This is a genomic window from Natroniella sulfidigena (assembly GCF_023223645.1).
Classification (GTDB): Bacteria; Bacillota; Halanaerobiia; order Halobacteroidales; family Halobacteroidaceae; genus Natroniella; species Natroniella sulfidigena.
Window position 1 is genome coordinate 65,151 of record NZ_JALKBY010000012.1, and the last position, 17,642, is coordinate 82,792.

The following is a 17,642-nucleotide window of genomic DNA, read 5'->3' on the forward strand; positions in this document are numbered from 1 at the left end:
TAATTATTGAGATAATAATAAATTTATTTTTGGAGGAGTTCAATGAAGTTTAAATTAACTCTTAAATTCAAAATAATGTTGCTAGTAATAATTATTTTAAATTTAGTATTATTCTTATCAGGAGTAATAATTACCAACCAAATATCTAAAGTACAGATTGAACAACTAGAAGAAAAAGCGATGAATATAGCTAAATCAGTTACTAGAATCCCCAGTGTAGCAGAGAAAGTGGGGGAAAAGGATGGAATTAAAACCATTCAACCAGTTGTAGATGGAATTCGCCAAGAGACTGGGGCAGAGTTTGTTGTAGTAATGGATATGGATGGAATTCGTTATTCTCATCCTGTTGAGGATAGATTAGATAAAAAGTTTGTGGGAGGGGATGAAGAAAGAGTATTGACAGCAGGAGAATCTTATATATCTCAAGCTGTTGGTACATTAGGAACTTCTAAAAGAGCTTTTGCACCCATTTATCATAATGGAGAGCAGGTAGGTGCTGTTGCAGTAGGGATTTTAGTCAAAGATATTGAAGCAAGAATCAACTCTATTTTGCGCTATATTTATTTAGCTTTACTTTTAGGAGATTTATTAGGAATAGTAGGCTCTATATTACTAGCTAATAATGTTAAAAAGAGTATCTTTGGTTTAGAGCCTATTGAGATAGCAACCATCTTAGAAGAGAAGAATGCTATTATCGATTCATTAAAAGAAGGAGTCATTGCTATTGATCGAAACAAAAAGATTACTTTAGCTAATAAGGAAGCTAAAAAAATCTTAAACTGTCAGCAAGATATGGTTGGAAAAGAAATTACTAATATTATTAAAACTACTCGCTTACCTGCTTTATTAGAGACTGGGCAACCAGAATTTAATCAAGAGCAGGTAATCAATGATACTGTCATCTTAACTAATCGAATTCCGATTAAGGTTGAGAATAAAGTAGTAGGAGCAGTAGCTTCATTTAATAAGAAAGATGAGGTGCAAGAATTAGCTGAAGAGTTAACAGGAGTCAAGAAGTTTGTAGCAGCATTACGGAGTCAAAACCATGAATTTATGAATCAACTGCATACGATTTCAGGCTTGATTCAATTAGAAGAGTATGATGAAGCTCTCAGTTTAATATCGAAAGTTTCTTTACAGAAGCAGCAAATAACTTCTTTTATAATTAAAAATATCAAAGTCAATGAGATTGCTGGCCTATTATTAGGAAAATTTGATCGAGCAAGTGAGTTAAAGATAGATTTTACAATAGATCGCAATAGTAGTTTGGAGCGAGATTATCCAGAGCAGTTTAGGATCAGTCTAATTACTATTATTGGAAACTTGCTTGAAAATGCAATAGAAAGTTTAGCAAGTGTAGAAGTTAATGATAGAAAACTTTACCTTGGAATTTTTGAAAAGGAAAATTCATTAGAAATTATAGTTAGAGACACCGGTCTAGGAATTTCTAAGGAGCAGCAAAGAAAAATATTTGAGCGTGGCTTTTCTACTAAGGGAGGAGAGAAAAGAGGAATAGGATTAGATTTGATAAAAAGAAATGTTGAACTCTTTACAGGACAGATTGAGTTAGAGTCTGACGTTGGTCAAGGAGCAGAATTTAGAATAGAATTTTCTATTTGATGGGGGGATTAGATGAAAGAAGAGATTAAAGTCTTAATAGTTGAAGATGATCCTATGGTGTCCCATATTAATCGGCGTTATACCGAAAAAATTTCGGATTTTGTAGTTTTAAAAGAAGTTAATTTTGATCAAGAAACAATTGTTGCTGAAGCAGATTTGCAAGAAGCAGATTTATTATTGTTAGATATTTATCTTCCTATTAAGGATGGAATTACATTATTAAAAGAGATTAGAAGTTCTGATCACGATATTGATGTAATTATTATTAGTGCTGCTAAGGATGCAGATCGTATAAATAAGGCAATGCAGTTAGGAGTAATCGATTATTTAATCAAGCCATTTACTTTTGATCGTTTTAAAGATTCTTTATTAAAATATAAAAGATTAAGAACTGATCTAGGAGCGAAGAGCAGCTTTAAACAAGAAGAGGTAGATCAGTTATTAGATGCTAATTATGAGTTACAAGAAGGTGATAGCTCTTCAAAAGAGGAGATCAATTTTGCTCGTAATTTACCCAAGGGGTTGAATAATAAAACTTTAGATAAGATTAAAGAGTTTATGTTAAACGAGGCTGATGAATTTACTACTAAGAAGATAGCAGAAAAAATTAATCTATCTAGGGTAACGGTCCAACGTTATCTAAAGTATATGGCAGATATAGGAATGGTAGAGTTGAGAAGGGAGTATGGAACGGTAGGTCGTCCTAGGCATTATTATAAATTAGTAGATTGATTTAAAGTTGGACTTAAATAAGGATTTCTGGGATTATATAATCCCAGAAATCCTTATTTTTTTAATAGTTTACTTAATTTTAATCTAAGATAGGCATAAATAATCTTACTATTGAGATTTTATTCACGAGTGAACAAAATGAACAAAATAAAAATAAAAAATCAATATGAACAGATTATTGTAATTAGAGATTTCTTGTTTTATACTAGAGTCAAGCTAAATTTAGCTCAGGGAATATAATATAACTTAAATAAGTATTTAATCCAACTGGGAATAAGATTATAAGCGATTAATATCCAAATCAACGCCTATATTTCAATATATATATTTCGAAATGAATATAGGTGTTATTCAATGGTTGGGTATTTTTTATCGGAGAAAGAAGGAAGATTATTATTTTGATTGATTTTTTAGAATATTTAAAACTTAAATTATAAGAGAGGAGATGTAATTATGGAAGCAGAAATGAGTATTGAACAAGAACAAGTAGAGGTTAATTCAGGAATTTGGCAGACCAAGATAGCTTATGGATTACCGCTTTATGTTTACTTACCATTGATTACTTTATTGTTAATTGCTACTTTTACAGGATCGTTACCTGATAATATGGTAGGTGCTACCGCTTTCTTACTTTTAGTAGCAGGTGGATTAGTATTTATAGGAGATAGAATTCCGATTTGGAAAGATTGGCTTGGAGGAGGTTTAATCTTTGCTTTAATAGTAGGGGCTGTGGTCAGTTATTTAGAAATTTTACCGGAATCATCTTACGGAACGATTGTAGGATTTTATACTACTCCGACAAATATGTTGGTCTGGTGTATTTCAGCTTTAATCGCAGGAAGTATCCTTTCGATGCCTAGAGCTTATTTAATTAAAGCATTACCACTTTATATACCATCTATTATAGGAGGGCTTTTATTTAGTGCTATCTTTGCTTTTGTTGGGGGGAGTCTAACCGGTTTTGGTGGTATTAGAGCAATATTAACCGTTGTAAATCCAATTTTAGGTGGAGGCTTAGGAGCAGGAGCAATTCCAATGAGTGAGATTTATGCTGGAGCTACGGGTTTACCTTTTGATGATGTCTTTTCTTTGTTAATTCCAGCGGTAGTACTTGGTAATATTTCTGCTATTATAATTGGGTCAATGAGTAATAAGTTAGGAGAGATGATGCCAAGCTTGACTGGTGATGGAGTTTTAATGCCTGAAGAAAGATGGATGCCTGAGGGAGGAATTAAAGAGATAGTCGTTAAACTAACAGATGAAACAATAGTTCAAGGTTGGGCAATAGCTGCTTCGTTATTAGTTATTGGTTATATGCTTGAAGATTTAATTCCGATTCATTACTTTGCAATAATGATTGTCTTAACAGCATTGATTAAGATATTAGACGTTTTACCAGATGAAGTTGAACAGAGTGCTGGCCACTTCTATAAATTTGTAGCGACCGGTTTTTATGGACCCTTACTATTAGGGATTGGACTTGAGCATTTTCAGTTGGATGTCTTATTAGAGACAATTACTCCAACTTATTTACTATTGGCTTTCCTAACAGTTTTAGGGGCTAGCTTAGGAGCAGCGATTATTGGTTCATTCTTTGGACTATATCATATTGAATCTGCTTTAACCGGCGGATTATGTATGGCTAATATGGGAGGCTCTGGAGATATAGCTGTATTGGCTGGAGCTAAACGGATGAAGTTGATGCCTTTTGCTCAGATTTCTTCTCGAATTGGTGGAGCTTTGATGTTACTCTTTGGACAATTAGCAATTACTATCTGGGCTCAATTCTTATAATCTAGTCAGTTGAATATTAAAGTTAACCTCCTTGCTTGTAGTTTAACCTATCTCAAGTAAGGAGGTTTAATTAAGGATAATAGATTACTTTGAAACTAAATCATAAAATACAGGAGGTCAAAAATGTCATTAAAAGAAGAAGCTTTAAAACTACATCAGGATAATCAAGGAAAGATAAGTCTTAATAGTAAAGTTAAGGTAGCAGATAAGAATGATTTAAGTTTAGCTTATTCTCCTGGAGTGGCTGAACCATGTAGAGAGATTGAGAAAGATATAGATCAAGTTTATAAGTATACAGCAAAAAGTAACTTAGTAGCAGTTGTTTCTGACGGTAGTGCTGTATTGGGTTTAGGTGATATTGGCCCTGAAGCTTCTATGCCAGTAATGGAAGGAAAAGCTGTATTATTCAAGGAATTTGGTGGGGTTGATGCTTTTCCTCTCTGTTTAAATACTCAAGATGTAGATGAGATTGTAGAAACGATTGCAAGGTTAGAGCCGACCTTTGGTGGAGTGAATTTAGAGGATATTTCTGCTCCGCGTTGTATGGAAGTTGAAGCAAAATTGAAGGAGAAGAGTAATATTCCTATCTTCCATGATGACCAACATGGAACAGCTATTGTAGCTTTATCAGGCTTGATTAATGCTTTAAAATATGTAGATAAAGATCTTGAAGAGGCAAAAGTAGTAGTTAATGGTGCAGGTTCTGCCGGGATTGCTATTACAAAACTCCTTTTAAATATGGGAGTTGATGATATTATAATGTGTGATATCTTTGGGATATTACACCCAGAGCAAGACGAGATGGATCTAATTCAAAGAAAGATGGCTAATCTAACCAATAAAGAGCAGCAAAAAGGTGACTTAGCAGCTGCTGTAGAGGGGGCTGATGTCTTCCTTGGTGTTTCTGCTCCTAATATTTTATCTCAAGAGATGGTAGAGAGTATGGCAGATGATCCAATTATCTTTGCTATGGCCAATCCAGTGCCAGAGATTGATCCTGAAGTTGCTAAAGAGGCTGGAGCTAAAGTGATAGGAACAGGACGGTCTGATTATCCTAATCAGGTCAATAATGTCTTAGCTTTTCCTGGTGTATTTAGGGGAGCTTTAGATGTTAGGGCTACAGATATTAATGAAGAGATGAAGGTAGCTGCTGCTTATGCTATTGCTAATTTAATTGGGGAAGATGAGTTGAGAGCAGATTATGTAATTCCAGATGCTTTTAATAAGCAGGTAGTCCCTGAAGTAGCTGCTGCAGTAGCTAAAGCAGCGATTGAAAGTGGAGTTGCTCAACTAGAGATTGAACCTGAGAAGGTAAAAGAGAAGGTTAAAGAATTAATAGGATAGAAGATTAGTTAAATAAGCTTAATTTAGAATTGTTTTGTAAATTTTATTTTCGTATAACCTCTTTTTCTAAAGTAGAAAAAGAGGTTATACGTGATTATAGTTATAGTAAAGGGGCTGTAAGAATGGAGTTTAATATTTATTTATGGTTGAGTGCAATAATTCCTATTTTTTTACTGTTATTCACAATTTCTTATTTAAAGATAGATTCGACAAGAGCTGCTTTGAGTAGCCTTATTTCTGCTTTGTTGATCGGGGTATTGATCTATGAATTTACTATAGGTCAGCTTATGATCTCGATGGCTAAAGGAGCCAGTTTAAGTATTTATGTCATCTTGATATTGGTAGGAGCGATTATTTTCTATAATACTATTAAAGTTGCAGGAGCTTTTGATACTATCAAAGATTTTATACTCAGTTATAGTGGCGATGAGCTGGTGCAGATTTTAGCTTTCAGTTGGGCCTTTGCATCTTTTATTCAAGGGATATCAGGTTTTGGTGTTCCTGTAGTTATAATGGCTTCTTTACTTGTAGCGATGGGCTTTAAGCCAGTAATTGCTTTAAGTGCTGTCCTAATTGGTTATTCCTGGTCGCTTGGTTTTGGTTCTATGGGCTCTGCCTTTTATGGTCTCAGTCTGGTTACTGGATTAGAACCAATTGCTCTGGGAGTTGTATCAACAGTATTGTTTTATATACCGATTATAACTACTGGATTGGCAGTTACGCATTTTTATGGTGGAATTGAAGCTGCTAAAAGAGGTTTGAAATATATCTTGCCTATTGGCTTACTAATGGGTTCTGCCCAATTAGGAGCTGCTAAATTTGGTTTTGCTCATTTAGCAACTCTATTAGGTGGCTTAGCTGGAAGTTTAGCCTTCTTTATATTATTTAAAGGTAACAAGCGGATTGGTGATTTAAAGCAAAAAGAAAGTAGAGATATGGGCATCAATTTAGCTTTATTGCCTTATTTTGTCTTAATAGTAGCTGTTTTCATTCCTGAGCTGCCAGTAATTAAAGAGTTAGTTCCAGATTGGGAACTAGGTTTTTCCTATCCTGGTTTTACTACATCATTGGGGTATGAAGTAGCAGCAGAAGAGACTTATGCTGCGATAGACCTTTTTTCTCATCCGTTTGCTTTTTTAATTTTAGCAAGCATAATTGGAGGTATGATCTATTTAGCTAAAGGACACCTAGATTCTTCTAAAGTCAATACTATATTTAAAGATAGCTATAAACAAGCAAGTACTTCCAGTATTGCTGTATTGTTTTTAATGGTTATGGCTTTAGTCATGAATGATTCGGGAATGTTGTATATCTTTGCTGAAGGGATGATCAAAGTTAGTGGAGAGTACTTTCCTTTAATTTCACCTTTTATTGGAACTTTAGGTGCTTTTTTAACGGGAAGTACTACAAGTTCTAATGTCTTGTTTGGTGGAGGACAAGTAGTTGTAGCAGAGTTGTTAGAGACCTCTCCTTATCTGATTGCTTCTAGCCAATCAGTAGGAGCATCATTGGGTTCTGCTATTGCTCCTGCTAAGATTTTAATTGGAGTTTCGGTTGTAGGTAGTTTAGGAACTGAAGGAGAAATTCTTAAGAAGACTTTAGGTTATACATTATTAAGTACCCTAGTAGTAGGAATAGCTGTTTATGCAATTGCTTTATTAATATAATTATAGAAGCAGGTTATAGGATTCCTATAGCCTGCTTTTTTAGTTTCTAGTGAAACTTAAGAATAATTTTCCAATCTGGCAGGTGAAGAATTATTAATCTAGAATTAATTTTAATATGTTGTATAAACTGAATAGAAGGAGTGGAGATAATGAAAAGGTACATACTCCTACTAGTAATTATAATAGTAGTTGGGTTGGCTTTGTTGACTAGATTTATGGGAGATGATGGATATAAAGTTTCTGGGCAAGTATTGGATAATCAGGGTCAAGGAATAGAAGGGGTAACTTTTGATTTCGGTAATTTTGGAACTGTTAAAACAGATCAAGATGGTAAATGGAGTAAGGCAGGGATAAGAGACAAAATAAAGGTTGAGCCAATTAAAGAGGGACGAGATTTTTATCCCAATAGTATTGAAATGGATGAAGCTAAGGATACTCTTTATTTTGTAGAGCAAGAGGGGTTAGATGATATATTGATCTGGTTAAGTTTAGATCCTGATAATGAAGGGGCCAACTATGAGGTCTCTGCTTCGATTCGTAAGCTTAATGGTCTTAACGAAACTCACCAATTGATGGATACTGAGATATTAGTTAATGGTTTATCATTGCAATTTGATAATTCTGATGATGATGGAGTGGTCAGTTTATTTAGTTATCAAGAAGGAGATTTAAGGTTGGAGACTGAAGATAAGGCTACTATAAATATTAATCATCCCTTATTAGGATCGACTGAGAAAGAGATTGAGGTTCCGCGGCAGGTAGATGATTTAGAAGTAGATGGTGATATTGAAGCATGGATAAGTGAAGAGTTAAATAATCTAACATTAAATTGGTCTGCAACGACTAGTGAGCTTTATAAAGTCTGGATTACTCTATATGATGAACAAAAAGAGTTGATTGGTGATGCTGTTACTTTAGTTGATTCTGATTCATATACCTTTTCTGATACAAGTTGGCTGAGATCTTATGAAACAGATCAGATAGCTACTTATGTTGAATTTGAGGTCTTTGCAGTAAATATGTATCGGCTAGTTGGATTTAACAAGAACTCAGGAGTTGAAATTAGTGCTAAAGAAGGGCCAACGGTTTCCAATCTACCGCATAATTGAATCTTTAGGTCTTAATGTAGGTAATGAAGGTACCTACATTTTTTTATTGAAATTTAAATTTAAGGTGAGTTAGATATATGACTATATATAAGGGGGTTAATGATGAGTCAACAGAAAATTATAGGTATTAGTGCAGGGCGAAAAGGAAAGATAACAGAAGAAGCTGTCAAGACTGTTTTAGAAGAAAGTGGGTTAGCTACGGAATTTTTTTCATTATCTGACTTTGAATTGTTAACATGTGATGCTTGTAATGGTTGTATAGAGACCTACCGCTGTGTTAAAGATGATGAATTGAATCAAATTCTTATCAAAATGGAGCAAGCAGAAGGGATTGTCTTTGGGGCTCCCGAATATTGGGAAGGAATTAATGCTAAAGGACGAAGTTTTTGGGAGCGTATCTGCTTTAGTACTCGCCATAATGCTCATTTTTCTCTACAGGATAAAGTAGGAGTAGCTATAGGAGTTAGTGGAGATGGCAATTCGACAGCAGTAATAGAAGATATTAAGAGATTTTTTGTAGATGCTAGACTTGAAATTGTTGGTGAGGTAGAGGTGCAAGGAGAGTATGCTTGTTTTACTTGTGGATATGGACAGCGGTGTGCAGTAGGAGGTCTAGCGGAAATTTATGATTTACCGTTGGAAATTACTCCAGATAAGATTCCTGATTTATGCAATCAAAATCCTCATCAAGCTAGAAGGAATAGTGTAGTTGCTGAATTAAGGGGAGTAGGATTGAGAGTAGCTCAAAAAATAAAAGATAATTAAGCTGAAAAGGATAGATTAATTCCTCTCTAAGCAGGAGAAGAAAAAACTGTAAGGTAGCGGAGTTTGGGCTATAGTTGAATATTTATAAAAAGTATTCTATTTTATTTCTAATCTTTTTGTGCTATAATGTAATTGCAAATCAAAGAAGGAAAGAAGATGATATCATGGAATCTATTTGGTCTGTTTCAGGAATTACTAATTATCTTAAAGAAGTATTAACTACTGACCCTAATTTAAATCAATTATTGGTTAAAGGGGAGATTTCTAATTTTCATGCTCACTCCTCAGGTCATATGTACTTTACTTTAAAAGACCAAGACTCACAGATAAAAGCAGTGATGTTTAGAGGGAATAATCGCAAATTAGATTTTGAACCGGAAGATGGAATGTCTGTTATTGCTACTGGAAGGGTGAGTATCTATTCTGTGCGAGGGGAATATCAACTCTATGTCAGTGATTTAGAACCTGATGGGATCGGTTCATTACATATAGCTTTTGAGCAATTAAAAGAAAAGTTAGAGCAGGAAGGGTTATTTAAAAAAGAGTATAAGCAATCAATTCCTCAAATTCCTGCTAAGGTGGGAGTTATAACTTCTCCTACGGGGGCTGCTATTCAGGATATTCTCAGTGTGATTAAACGGCGGTTTGCTAATCTTTCTGTTTTGATTGCACCTGCTAAGGTACAGGGAAAAGCAGCAGAAGATGATTTGATTGCTGCTTTGGAGTTATTGAACCGGACAGATGTTGATGTGATTATTATTGGTCGTGGTGGCGGATCTTTAGAGGATTTATGGGCCTTTAATAAAGAGAAGTTGGCCCGAACTATTTTTAATTCTGAGACTCCTGTCATCTCTGCTGTAGGTCATGAGACTGACTTTACAATTGCTGATTTTATAGCTGATTTGAGAGCACCGACTCCATCAGCGGCAGCTGAATTGGTTGTTTCTGATGCTAAGGAGGTTAAAAGATACTTAAATAAGCTGGAGGATAATTTAGTCCAAGCTATGGAAAATAAACTCAATTATCTAACTGAAAAGTTAGCTTATCTTAAAGAACGGGAAGTCTTTAGATTAGTGAAAGAGGAGTTAGAAGAGTATCAACAACGGCTCGATGAATTAGAACTAAAATTAAATAGACATATCACTAATAAATTGACCACTAAACAAGAAAAGATAGAGTCTATTGCAACTCAGCTTAACTCTCTATCTCCTTTAAATACTTTGGCCCGAGGATATAGCTTGACTTGTAAGTCGGATCTTAAAGAGGAAGTTAGCTCAGTTGAGCAAGTAGAAGTAGGGGAGTTACTTGAGGTGGTGTTACAGGATGGAAAGTTGTTCTGCCAACTAGAAAGAATAGAAGCTGAAGAATTTAAGGAGTTTGATTAAAATTTAAAAATAAGTTAATCAATCTAAACCAACTTGGTTTAGATTTTTCGATAAATCAAGAAATTAATTTTAAAATTGTTATAATTAGGTATAATAAAGATGTAATCTATCTTAGTGAAGGAGATAAGTATTTGATGTAGAAATAGGTATAATGGAGAATATCAAGGTTAAGGAGTGGAAGAAAATGTCGACTGAGGCTGAATTGTCCTTTGAAGAGGCTTTGGAACAGTTAGAAGATATTGTTGGGGAGTTGGAAAGAGGAGAGTTATCTTTAGCAGAATCTTTGGGTAAATTTGAGACAGGAATTAAATTGACTAAATTTTGTTCTCAGAAGTTAGAACAGGCAGAAGGAAAAATTGAAGTTATTAAGGAAGAAGCAGGAGAAATTAAGACTGAAATTTATGATAATTATTGATAAAAAGGAGTAAACTAATGAATATCAAAGAATTTATTTCGACTAAAGGTGAACTAATTAATGAAGCTTTAGATAGGTATTTACCAGAAGAGAAGCCTGAAGAATTACATCAGGCAATGAGATATAGTGTTTTGGCTGGAGGGAAGAGATTGAGACCGATCTTAACTTTAGTAGCTGCTCAGTTGGTCGGTGAAGATGAAGAGAAGGTCTTACCTGCAGCTTGTGCTTTGGAGTTAGTACATAATTATTCATTAATCCATGATGATTTACCATGTATGGATGATGATGAGATTAGACGAGGTAAACCAACTAATCATATGGTTTTTGGAGAAGGAATGGCAGTTTTAGCAGGGGATGCATTATTGACTTATGCTTTTGAACTGTTAGCTAAAATTGATGATCTACCTGCTGAGCGGGTTTTGCTAGCTACTAGTAAGCTAGCTGAGGCTGCTGGGAAGCAAGGAATGGTTGGAGGTCAGGTAGCTGATATTTTAGCCGAAGGAAAAGAGATAGACAAGGAAGAATTAGAATATATTCATACTCATAAGACAGGAGCTTTATTGGAGGCTGCAGTCAGTATGGGAGCTATCTTGGCAGGAGCTTCAAAAAAAGAGTTAACTGCTTTACAAGAGTATGCTCAAGGAATTGGACTAGCTTTTCAGATTGTTGATGATATTTTGGATATTGAAGGTGATGCTGAGAAGATAGGGAAAGATGTTGGAAGTGATTTAGAGCGTGATAAGGCTACTTTCCCTGCTGTGTATGGGTTAGAAAGATCAAAAGAGATGGCTGCAAAAAATTGTTATCAAGCTAAGAAAGCAATCAGTATCTTTGGAGATCAAGCAGAGGTATTGAGTGAATTAGCAGATTATATCATAGAACGAGAATATTAAAGAGGTATTGATAATCAGTTTTTACTATTAATTATTGACTAGAAACTAATAAAAGAAGGTGATTTAGATTATGGCAGATTTGTTATCTGAGATAGATTCGCCCCAAGATCTGAAAGACTTATCGATCCAGGAGTTACAGACTTTAGCTAAAGAAGTTAGAGATAAGATTATTTTGACTTTATCTAAGACTGGTGGTCATTTGGCTTCTTCTATAGGTGCAGTTGAACTAATAATTGCTCTACATTCTGTTTTGGATAGCCCCACTGATAAGATAATTTGGGATGTTGGACATCAAACTTATGCCCATAAGATATTAACAGGACGGTATGATGACTTTACGACCCTGCGTCAATTAGATGGGATAAGTGGGTTTCCTAAAGCTACAGAAAATATTCATGATCATTTGGATGTAGGTCATAGTAGTACCTCTATTTCCGCTGCTTTGGGAATGGCTTGTGCTCGTGATATTAAAGGTGATGATGAGACGGTTGTAGCGGTAATTGGAGATGGTGCTTTAACAGCAGGGATGGCTTTTGAGGCTTTAAATCACGCTGGAGATTTAGGCAAGGATTTAATTGTGCTCTTAAATGATAATGAGATGTCGATTGCTAAAAATGTCGGTGCTGTTTCTAATTACTTAGATAAATTAAGAACGAATCCTAGAATTCATAAGGCTAAAGAGGATGTAGAGGATCTGTTGCATAAGATTCCAAGCTTTGGTGATAAACTCTTAAAGACAGCAGGAGCAATGAAGGATGCTCTGAAGTATTTGGTTGTATCTGGGGTCTTATTTGAGGAATTTGGATTCACATATTTAGGGCCAATTGATGGTCATGATTTTGACTCAATTCAAAGTCATATTAAAGATGCTCAAAAAGTAGGGGGGCCAGTCTTAATTCATGCCTTAACGACTAAAGGGAAAGGTTATCTTCCTGCTGAGGAGAACCCTTCTCAATTTCATGGTGTTGGCCCGTTTAATATTAGAACAGGTCAAGGAAAGAGGAATCGTGAACACCCAACCTATACAAATATCTTCAGTCAAACACTGATTGAGTTGGCCGAAGAAGATGAGGATATTGCAGCAATTACTGCTGCTATGCCTTCAGGAACAGGTTTGGATAAATTTGCAGATAGATTTCCTGATCGGTTTTATGATGTTGGGATTGCTGAGCAGCATGCAGTTACTTTAGGGGCTGGTTTGGCATTGAATTCTATTAAACCTTTTGTTACGTTGTACTCAACATTTTTGCAGCGGGGTTATGATCAAGTCTTACATGATGTCTGTTTACAACAGGCACCTGTTAAATTTGCAATTGATCGGGCTGGATTGGTAGGTAGAGATGGGGGGACTCATCAAGGGGTCTTCGATTATGCCTATTTACGCCATCTGCCTAATATGACGATTATGGCTCCCAAAGATGAAAATGAATTACAGGATATGATCGTAACGGCTGCTAATTATGAAGCAGGGCCAATCTCTGTTCGTTATCCACGTGGAGAGTCCTATGGGGTAGAGTTAACTGAGAATCAGATACTAGAGATTGGTCAAGCAGAAGTGCTTAAAGAAGGAGCAGATGGAGCAATTTTAGCGATTGGTTCAATGGTCTATCCAGCTTTAGAGGTTGCTGAGCAGTTGGCCCGAGAAGAAGGGTTAGAACTTATGGTTGTTAATAGTCGATTTGTTAAACCTTTAGATCAAGAGTTGATCTTACAATTAGCTAATGAATTTGATACTGTATTTACTATAGAAGAGCATGTTTTGCAGGGTGGTTTTGGTAGTGCTGTAGCTGAGTTATTAGCTGATCATAATCAACAGGTCAATTTAAAACGTTTTGGGTTGCCAGATAAGTTTATTGAGCATGGAACTCAGGCTGAGTTGTTGGCCCGTTATGGACTAAATGTACCAACAATTAAAGCAGAGATCAAAGCAGTTTTGCAGGAGGGATAATGTGGCAAAGAAGGAGCGATTAGATGTAGTAGTTACTGCTAGAGGATTATTTAAAAGTCGTTCTCAGGCTAAACGTTCCATTATGGCTGGTTTAGTTTATGTTGATGATCAACAGATCGATAAAGCAGGAACTAAAATTGATCCTGAAGCTGAGATTAGGGTGAAGGGTGATCTGCATCCTTATGTTAGTCGAGGGGGCTTAAAGTTAGAGAAGGCAATTACTGAGTTCAATCTAGATTTAGCAGATAAATTGGTGATTGATATTGGAGCGTCAACCGGTGGATTTACTGATTGTGCTTTGCAAAATGGAGCTAGTAAGGTCTATGCTATTGATGTAGGCTACAATCAGCTAGCTTGGAAGTTACGAAGTGATGAACGGGTTGTCAGTATGGAGCGTACAAATGCTCGGTACTTAACTGCAGATGACTTAGATGAAGCAGGGGATATAGGAACTATAGATGTAGCATTTATTTCTTTAACTAAGATTTTACCTGCTTTAAAGAAGTTATTAAAGCCGACAGGAGAGATTATAGCTTTGATTAAGCCACAATTTGAAGCTGGTCCAGATAGGGTTGATAATAATGGGGTTGTTAAAGATCCAGCTATTCATCAGGAAGTAATTAGCAAGATCTACTCTTTTGCTCAGGAGATAGCTCTAAAACCAATTGATTTATCTTATTCTCCTATCACTGGTGGAAAAGGGCATAATATTGAATACTTAGTACATTTGACTTGTGATGATCAACAGGAAATTGATGATTTAACTAGTAAAATAAAAGGTGTTGTTGTAGAAGCTCATCAAACTTTAGATTGATGAGTCTTCTCTGGTTCAAGTTGGGGGTGAAATAGTGAATAAGATCGGTTTGATTGCTAATATTACCAAAGAGCAGTCCCAGGGTGTATTGGGTAAAGTTTGTGATTATTTAGATGATAATAATAAAGAGTATATCTTAGATGAAGCAAGTGCTCAATTACTGGAGCGAGAAACGATTGCTAAGCCATATCAAGTACTGGTTGATTTTGTTGATGCAATTATTGTTTTTGGTGGCGATGGTACTTTTTTGAAAGCAGCTCGTACATTTGTTAAAAGTTCAGTACCTATTTTAGGGATTAATTTAGGCAGTTTAGGCTTTTTAACTGATATTGAGTTAGATAGGCTTGATCAGGGGTTAGAAGAGTTATTGAATGGTAATTATTCTATAGAAGAGCGAATTGTGCTAGAGGGAAGATTAATTAGAGAGGATAAGGAGATTGATCGGGTAGTAGCAATTAATGATTTAGTAATTACTAAAGGTTCTTTTTCAAGAATTATAAACTTAAAAACATTTATTGATGGAAAATATGTGACTACTTATCCAGGTGATGGCTTGATTATTAGTACTCCAACAGGTTCAACTGCTTATTCTTTGTCTGCTGGAGGGCCAATTGTTAATCCCAAGATGGAGTCATTAATTATTACTCCAATCTGTCCTCATACTCTACATTCACGTTCAATTATTACTACTGAAGATGAAAAAATCACAGTAGAAATAGATGCTGATCATAGCAATATTATGTTGACAGTCGATGGACAGGATAGTTTGCAGCTCTTTTCAGGAGATGTTATTGAGTTTGAAAAAACAGATTTAGTCAGTCGCTTGATTAAATTAGAGGATTATAATTTTTATAAAGTATTACGCAATCGCTTGCAGGGGAATAAGTTTTAAGGGGAGATAGGCATGAAAAGTAAACGTCATCTTAAGATTATGGAATTGGTTAAGGAGGAAGAAATTCAGACTCAAGAACAACTAGCAACTAGGTTGCAACAAGAGGGGTTTGATATTACACAAGCTACTGTATCACGTGATATTAAACAGTTAGGGTTAATTAAAAGGCCTCTAGGTGAGGGTGGATATAAGTATTCTTTATCTCCTAATCAACGGGAAAAAGTGAATATTAGCAGTCGAATTAGGAGGATGTTTCAAGATTCAGTAGAGAAGATAGATTATAGTGATAATTTAGTTGTAGTTAAGACCTTACCAGGAACAGCACAAGGTGTGGCAGCGTTACTTGATAATAGTGAATGGGAAAATGTAATTGGTACAATAGCTGGTGATGATACGATTTTAATGATTGTAAAACCTAAAGATGCTGTAAAAGATGTAATTGAAAAGTTAAAAAGTTTGACTGGATAAAGGGGTGAGGCTGATGTTATCCAACTTGGCTATCCAGAATTTTGCTTTGATTAAAGAGGTAGAACTGGATTTTTCTTCTGGATTAAATATCTTAACAGGAGAGACAGGATCAGGTAAATCAATTATTATCAAGGCGTTAGATATGTTATTGGGAGGTAGAGCTTCGACTGATTATATCAGAAAAGGTAAAGAAAAAGCAGTGATTGAAGCTGTTTTTCAGATCACAGATAATCAGGCAGTGCAGGAAGAGTTAAAAAAATTAGGCTTAGAGATGCCTAAGAGTGGTGAAGTTATTTTGACTCGGGAAATCAGTCACTCTGGAAATAATAAGTCTAGAATCAATGGTCGAATCGTTACTTTAGAGATGACACGTTCGATCAGTAAACATTTGATTGATATCCATGGACAACATGAACATCAATCGTTGTTGAATGTAGAGCATCATTTGAGATTATTAGATCAATTTGGTGGAGCAGAGGTATTGAGTTTAAAGGAGAAGTTAGCAGAAATCTATAGTTTATTACAACAAAAGAATGAAAAATTAGCTAAAATGAATCAAAGCGAAAAAGAAAGAGATAGAAGGATTGATTTATTAGAATTTGAAGTAAATGAAATTGAAACTGCTGAGCTTGAAATTGGAGAAGATGAAGAATTGATGTCAGAAAAGAATAAACTAAGTAATGCTGAAGAGTTAAATCAGGTTATTGGAGCTGCTTATCACCAATTATATGAGAGTGATATGTATGATTCGGCTATGATCGATCAAATTAGTCAATTAGCTAAAGAGATTGATAGTTTAACTAAGATAGATCAAAATTTAACTCCAATTGCTGAATTATTAACAGAGATTAATTATCAACTAGAGGATGTCTCTTTTAGATTAAAAGACTATCAAGATCAGATAGAATTTGAACCTCAAAGATTGGACATAATAGAAGAGAGATTAGAACAAATCAATGATCTAAAACGCAAGTACGGGCCAACAATTGAAGAGATATTAGAATATAAAGAAGAGATTGTTGTTGAGTTAGAAGAGTTAAAAAATAGTGAGGTTAGAAAAGAGAGGTTAGAAGAGGAGATTGAGCAGTTGAGAGCTGATTATCGAAAGGTTGCTGAGCAATTATCGGCCAGCCGTAAAAAGATAGCTCAATTTTTAGAAAAGAATATCTTACAGCAACTAGAAGATCTATCTATGCCCCAGGCAAAGTTTAAGATTGATTTTAAAGAACAACAAAACTTTACTAAGCAGGGAATTGATAAAGTTGAGTTTTTGATTGCTCCTAATCCAGGTGCAGATTTTAAACCATTAGCTAAGATTGCTTCTGGAGGAGAGTTATCAAGGACGATGTTGGCTTTAAAGACAATTACTGCTGATATTGATCAAATCTCTAGTCTGGTATTTGATGAGGTTGATACAGGAATTGGTGGTAGAGTAGCTAAGCTTGTAGCTAATAAGTTACTCTTTTTAGCTAAAAAGCATCAGGTTATTTGCATTACCCACTTGCCTCAGATAGCTGCTATGGCAGATCAACATTATTTAATTATGAAGAAGCTTCAACAAGAAGGATCACAGACTGTAGTTCACTCTTTGACTACTAATGGTCGGATTAGGGAGTTGGCCCGGATGTTGGATGGTAGCTTGAATACTAAGACATTAGAGCATGCTAAAGAGTTAATTAAAGCTGCTTCAGAGAAAAAAGAGGCAATTTAGTATAAAGTAACTGAATATTGTTTGAGTAATTAGGGCATCTTTAAATATAAAGGTGCTTTATTTTTTTTTGGAAGAGACTACACAG

At 35.2% G+C, this 17,642-nt stretch carries 15 protein-coding genes; all 15 read left to right on the plus strand.

Features of this window, described 5'->3' with window-relative positions:
* The first annotated feature begins 42 nt into the window (after window positions 1-42).
* On the plus strand, window positions 43-1,620 hold the full coding sequence (locus MWH28_RS09120; protein WP_248619048.1) for an ATP-binding protein: 1,578 nt from the start codon (window positions 43-45) through the stop codon (window positions 1,618-1,620).
* Between the two features lie 12 nt (window positions 1,621-1,632).
* Window positions 1,633-2,352, plus strand: coding sequence for a response regulator (locus MWH28_RS09125; protein ID WP_248619049.1), 720 nt, complete (start codon window positions 1,633-1,635; stop codon window positions 2,350-2,352).
* 453 nt (window positions 2,353-2,805) lie between these two features.
* A complete protein-coding gene (locus tag MWH28_RS09130; protein WP_248619050.1) occupies window positions 2,806-4,146 on the plus strand; it encodes a 2-hydroxycarboxylate transporter family protein in 1,341 nt (446 codons plus the stop codon).
* A gap of 123 nt (window positions 4,147-4,269) precedes the next feature.
* Window positions 4,270-5,490 (plus strand): NAD(P)-dependent malic enzyme, encoded by a 1,221-nt coding sequence (locus tag MWH28_RS09135; protein ID WP_248619051.1) that lies wholly within the window; start codon window positions 4,270-4,272, stop codon window positions 5,488-5,490.
* A 29-nt stretch (window positions 5,491-5,519) separates the two neighbouring features.
* Window positions 5,520-7,157, plus strand: a complete 1,638-nt coding sequence (locus MWH28_RS09140) for an L-lactate permease (RefSeq protein ID WP_345894764.1) — start codon at window positions 5,520-5,522, stop codon at window positions 7,155-7,157.
* 149 nt (window positions 7,158-7,306) lie between these two features.
* Window positions 7,307-8,266, plus strand: a complete 960-nt coding sequence (locus MWH28_RS09145; protein ID WP_248619053.1) for a hypothetical protein — start codon at window positions 7,307-7,309, stop codon at window positions 8,264-8,266.
* 102 nt (window positions 8,267-8,368) lie between these two features.
* On the plus strand, window positions 8,369-9,031 hold the full coding sequence (locus MWH28_RS09150; RefSeq protein WP_248619054.1) for a flavodoxin family protein: 663 nt from the start codon (window positions 8,369-8,371) through the stop codon (window positions 9,029-9,031).
* Between the two features lie 74 nt (window positions 9,032-9,105).
* Window positions 9,106-10,416 (plus strand): exodeoxyribonuclease VII large subunit, encoded by a 1,311-nt coding sequence (xseA, locus tag MWH28_RS09155; protein ID WP_345894765.1) that lies wholly within the window; start codon window positions 9,106-9,108, stop codon window positions 10,414-10,416.
* A 184-nt stretch (window positions 10,417-10,600) separates the two neighbouring features.
* The gene (locus MWH28_RS09160; RefSeq protein ID WP_248619055.1) at window positions 10,601-10,831 is read left to right on the plus strand and encodes an exodeoxyribonuclease VII small subunit; all 231 of its coding nucleotides are present in this window, start codon (window positions 10,601-10,603) and stop codon (window positions 10,829-10,831) included.
* A gap of 17 nt (window positions 10,832-10,848) precedes the next feature.
* Window positions 10,849-11,724, plus strand: coding sequence for a polyprenyl synthetase family protein (locus tag MWH28_RS09165; protein ID WP_248619056.1), 876 nt, complete (start codon window positions 10,849-10,851; stop codon window positions 11,722-11,724).
* 70 nt (window positions 11,725-11,794) lie between these two features.
* Window positions 11,795-13,672 (plus strand): 1-deoxy-D-xylulose-5-phosphate synthase, encoded by a 1,878-nt coding sequence (dxs, locus tag MWH28_RS09170; protein ID WP_248619057.1) that lies wholly within the window; start codon window positions 11,795-11,797, stop codon window positions 13,670-13,672.
* Between the two features lies 1 nt (window position 13,673).
* Window positions 13,674-14,486, plus strand: coding sequence for a TlyA family RNA methyltransferase (locus MWH28_RS09175; protein ID WP_248619058.1), 813 nt, complete (start codon window positions 13,674-13,676; stop codon window positions 14,484-14,486).
* 34 nt (window positions 14,487-14,520) lie between these two features.
* Window positions 14,521-15,378 carry an NAD(+)/NADH kinase gene (locus MWH28_RS09180; protein ID WP_248619059.1) on the plus strand — a complete coding sequence of 286 codons (858 nt, stop codon included), beginning with the start codon at window positions 14,521-14,523 and terminating at the stop codon, window positions 15,376-15,378.
* 12 nt (window positions 15,379-15,390) lie between these two features.
* Window positions 15,391-15,846 carry an arginine repressor gene (gene argR, locus MWH28_RS09185; protein WP_248619060.1) on the plus strand — a complete coding sequence of 152 codons (456 nt, stop codon included), beginning with the start codon at window positions 15,391-15,393 and terminating at the stop codon, window positions 15,844-15,846.
* A 13-nt stretch (window positions 15,847-15,859) separates the two neighbouring features.
* Entirely contained in the window at window positions 15,860-17,557 is a 1,698-nt protein-coding gene (gene recN, locus MWH28_RS09190; RefSeq protein ID WP_248619061.1) for a DNA repair protein RecN, read from the plus strand.
* Window positions 17,558-17,642: the final 85 nt, after the last annotated feature.

Excerpts from the sequence above, each read along its gene's own strand:
- MWH28_RS09145 (WP_248619053.1), top strand. The coding sequence starts at position 7,307 with ATGAAAAGGTACATACTCCTACTAGTAATTATAATAGTAGTTGGGTTG.
- MWH28_RS09125 (WP_248619049.1), top strand. The coding sequence starts at position 1,633 with ATGAAAGAAGAGATTAAAGTCTTAATAGTTGAAGATGATCCTATGGTG.
- recN (WP_248619061.1), top strand. The coding sequence starts at position 15,860 with ATGTTATCCAACTTGGCTATCCAGAATTTTGCTTTGATTAAAGAGGTA.
- MWH28_RS09165 (WP_248619056.1), top strand. The coding sequence starts at position 10,849 with ATGAATATCAAAGAATTTATTTCGACTAAAGGTGAACTAATTAATGAA.
- MWH28_RS09130 (WP_248619050.1), top strand. The coding sequence starts at position 2,806 with ATGGAAGCAGAAATGAGTATTGAACAAGAACAAGTAGAGGTTAATTCA.
- argR (WP_248619060.1), top strand. The coding sequence starts at position 15,391 with ATGAAAAGTAAACGTCATCTTAAGATTATGGAATTGGTTAAGGAGGAA.
- MWH28_RS09160 (WP_248619055.1), top strand. The coding sequence starts at position 10,601 with ATGTCGACTGAGGCTGAATTGTCCTTTGAAGAGGCTTTGGAACAGTTA.
- MWH28_RS09150 (WP_248619054.1), top strand. The coding sequence starts at position 8,369 with ATGAGTCAACAGAAAATTATAGGTATTAGTGCAGGGCGAAAAGGAAAG.
- MWH28_RS09120 (WP_248619048.1), top strand. The coding sequence starts at position 43 with ATGAAGTTTAAATTAACTCTTAAATTCAAAATAATGTTGCTAGTAATA.
- dxs (WP_248619057.1), top strand. The coding sequence starts at position 11,795 with ATGGCAGATTTGTTATCTGAGATAGATTCGCCCCAAGATCTGAAAGAC.
- MWH28_RS09135 (WP_248619051.1), top strand. The coding sequence starts at position 4,270 with ATGTCATTAAAAGAAGAAGCTTTAAAACTACATCAGGATAATCAAGGA.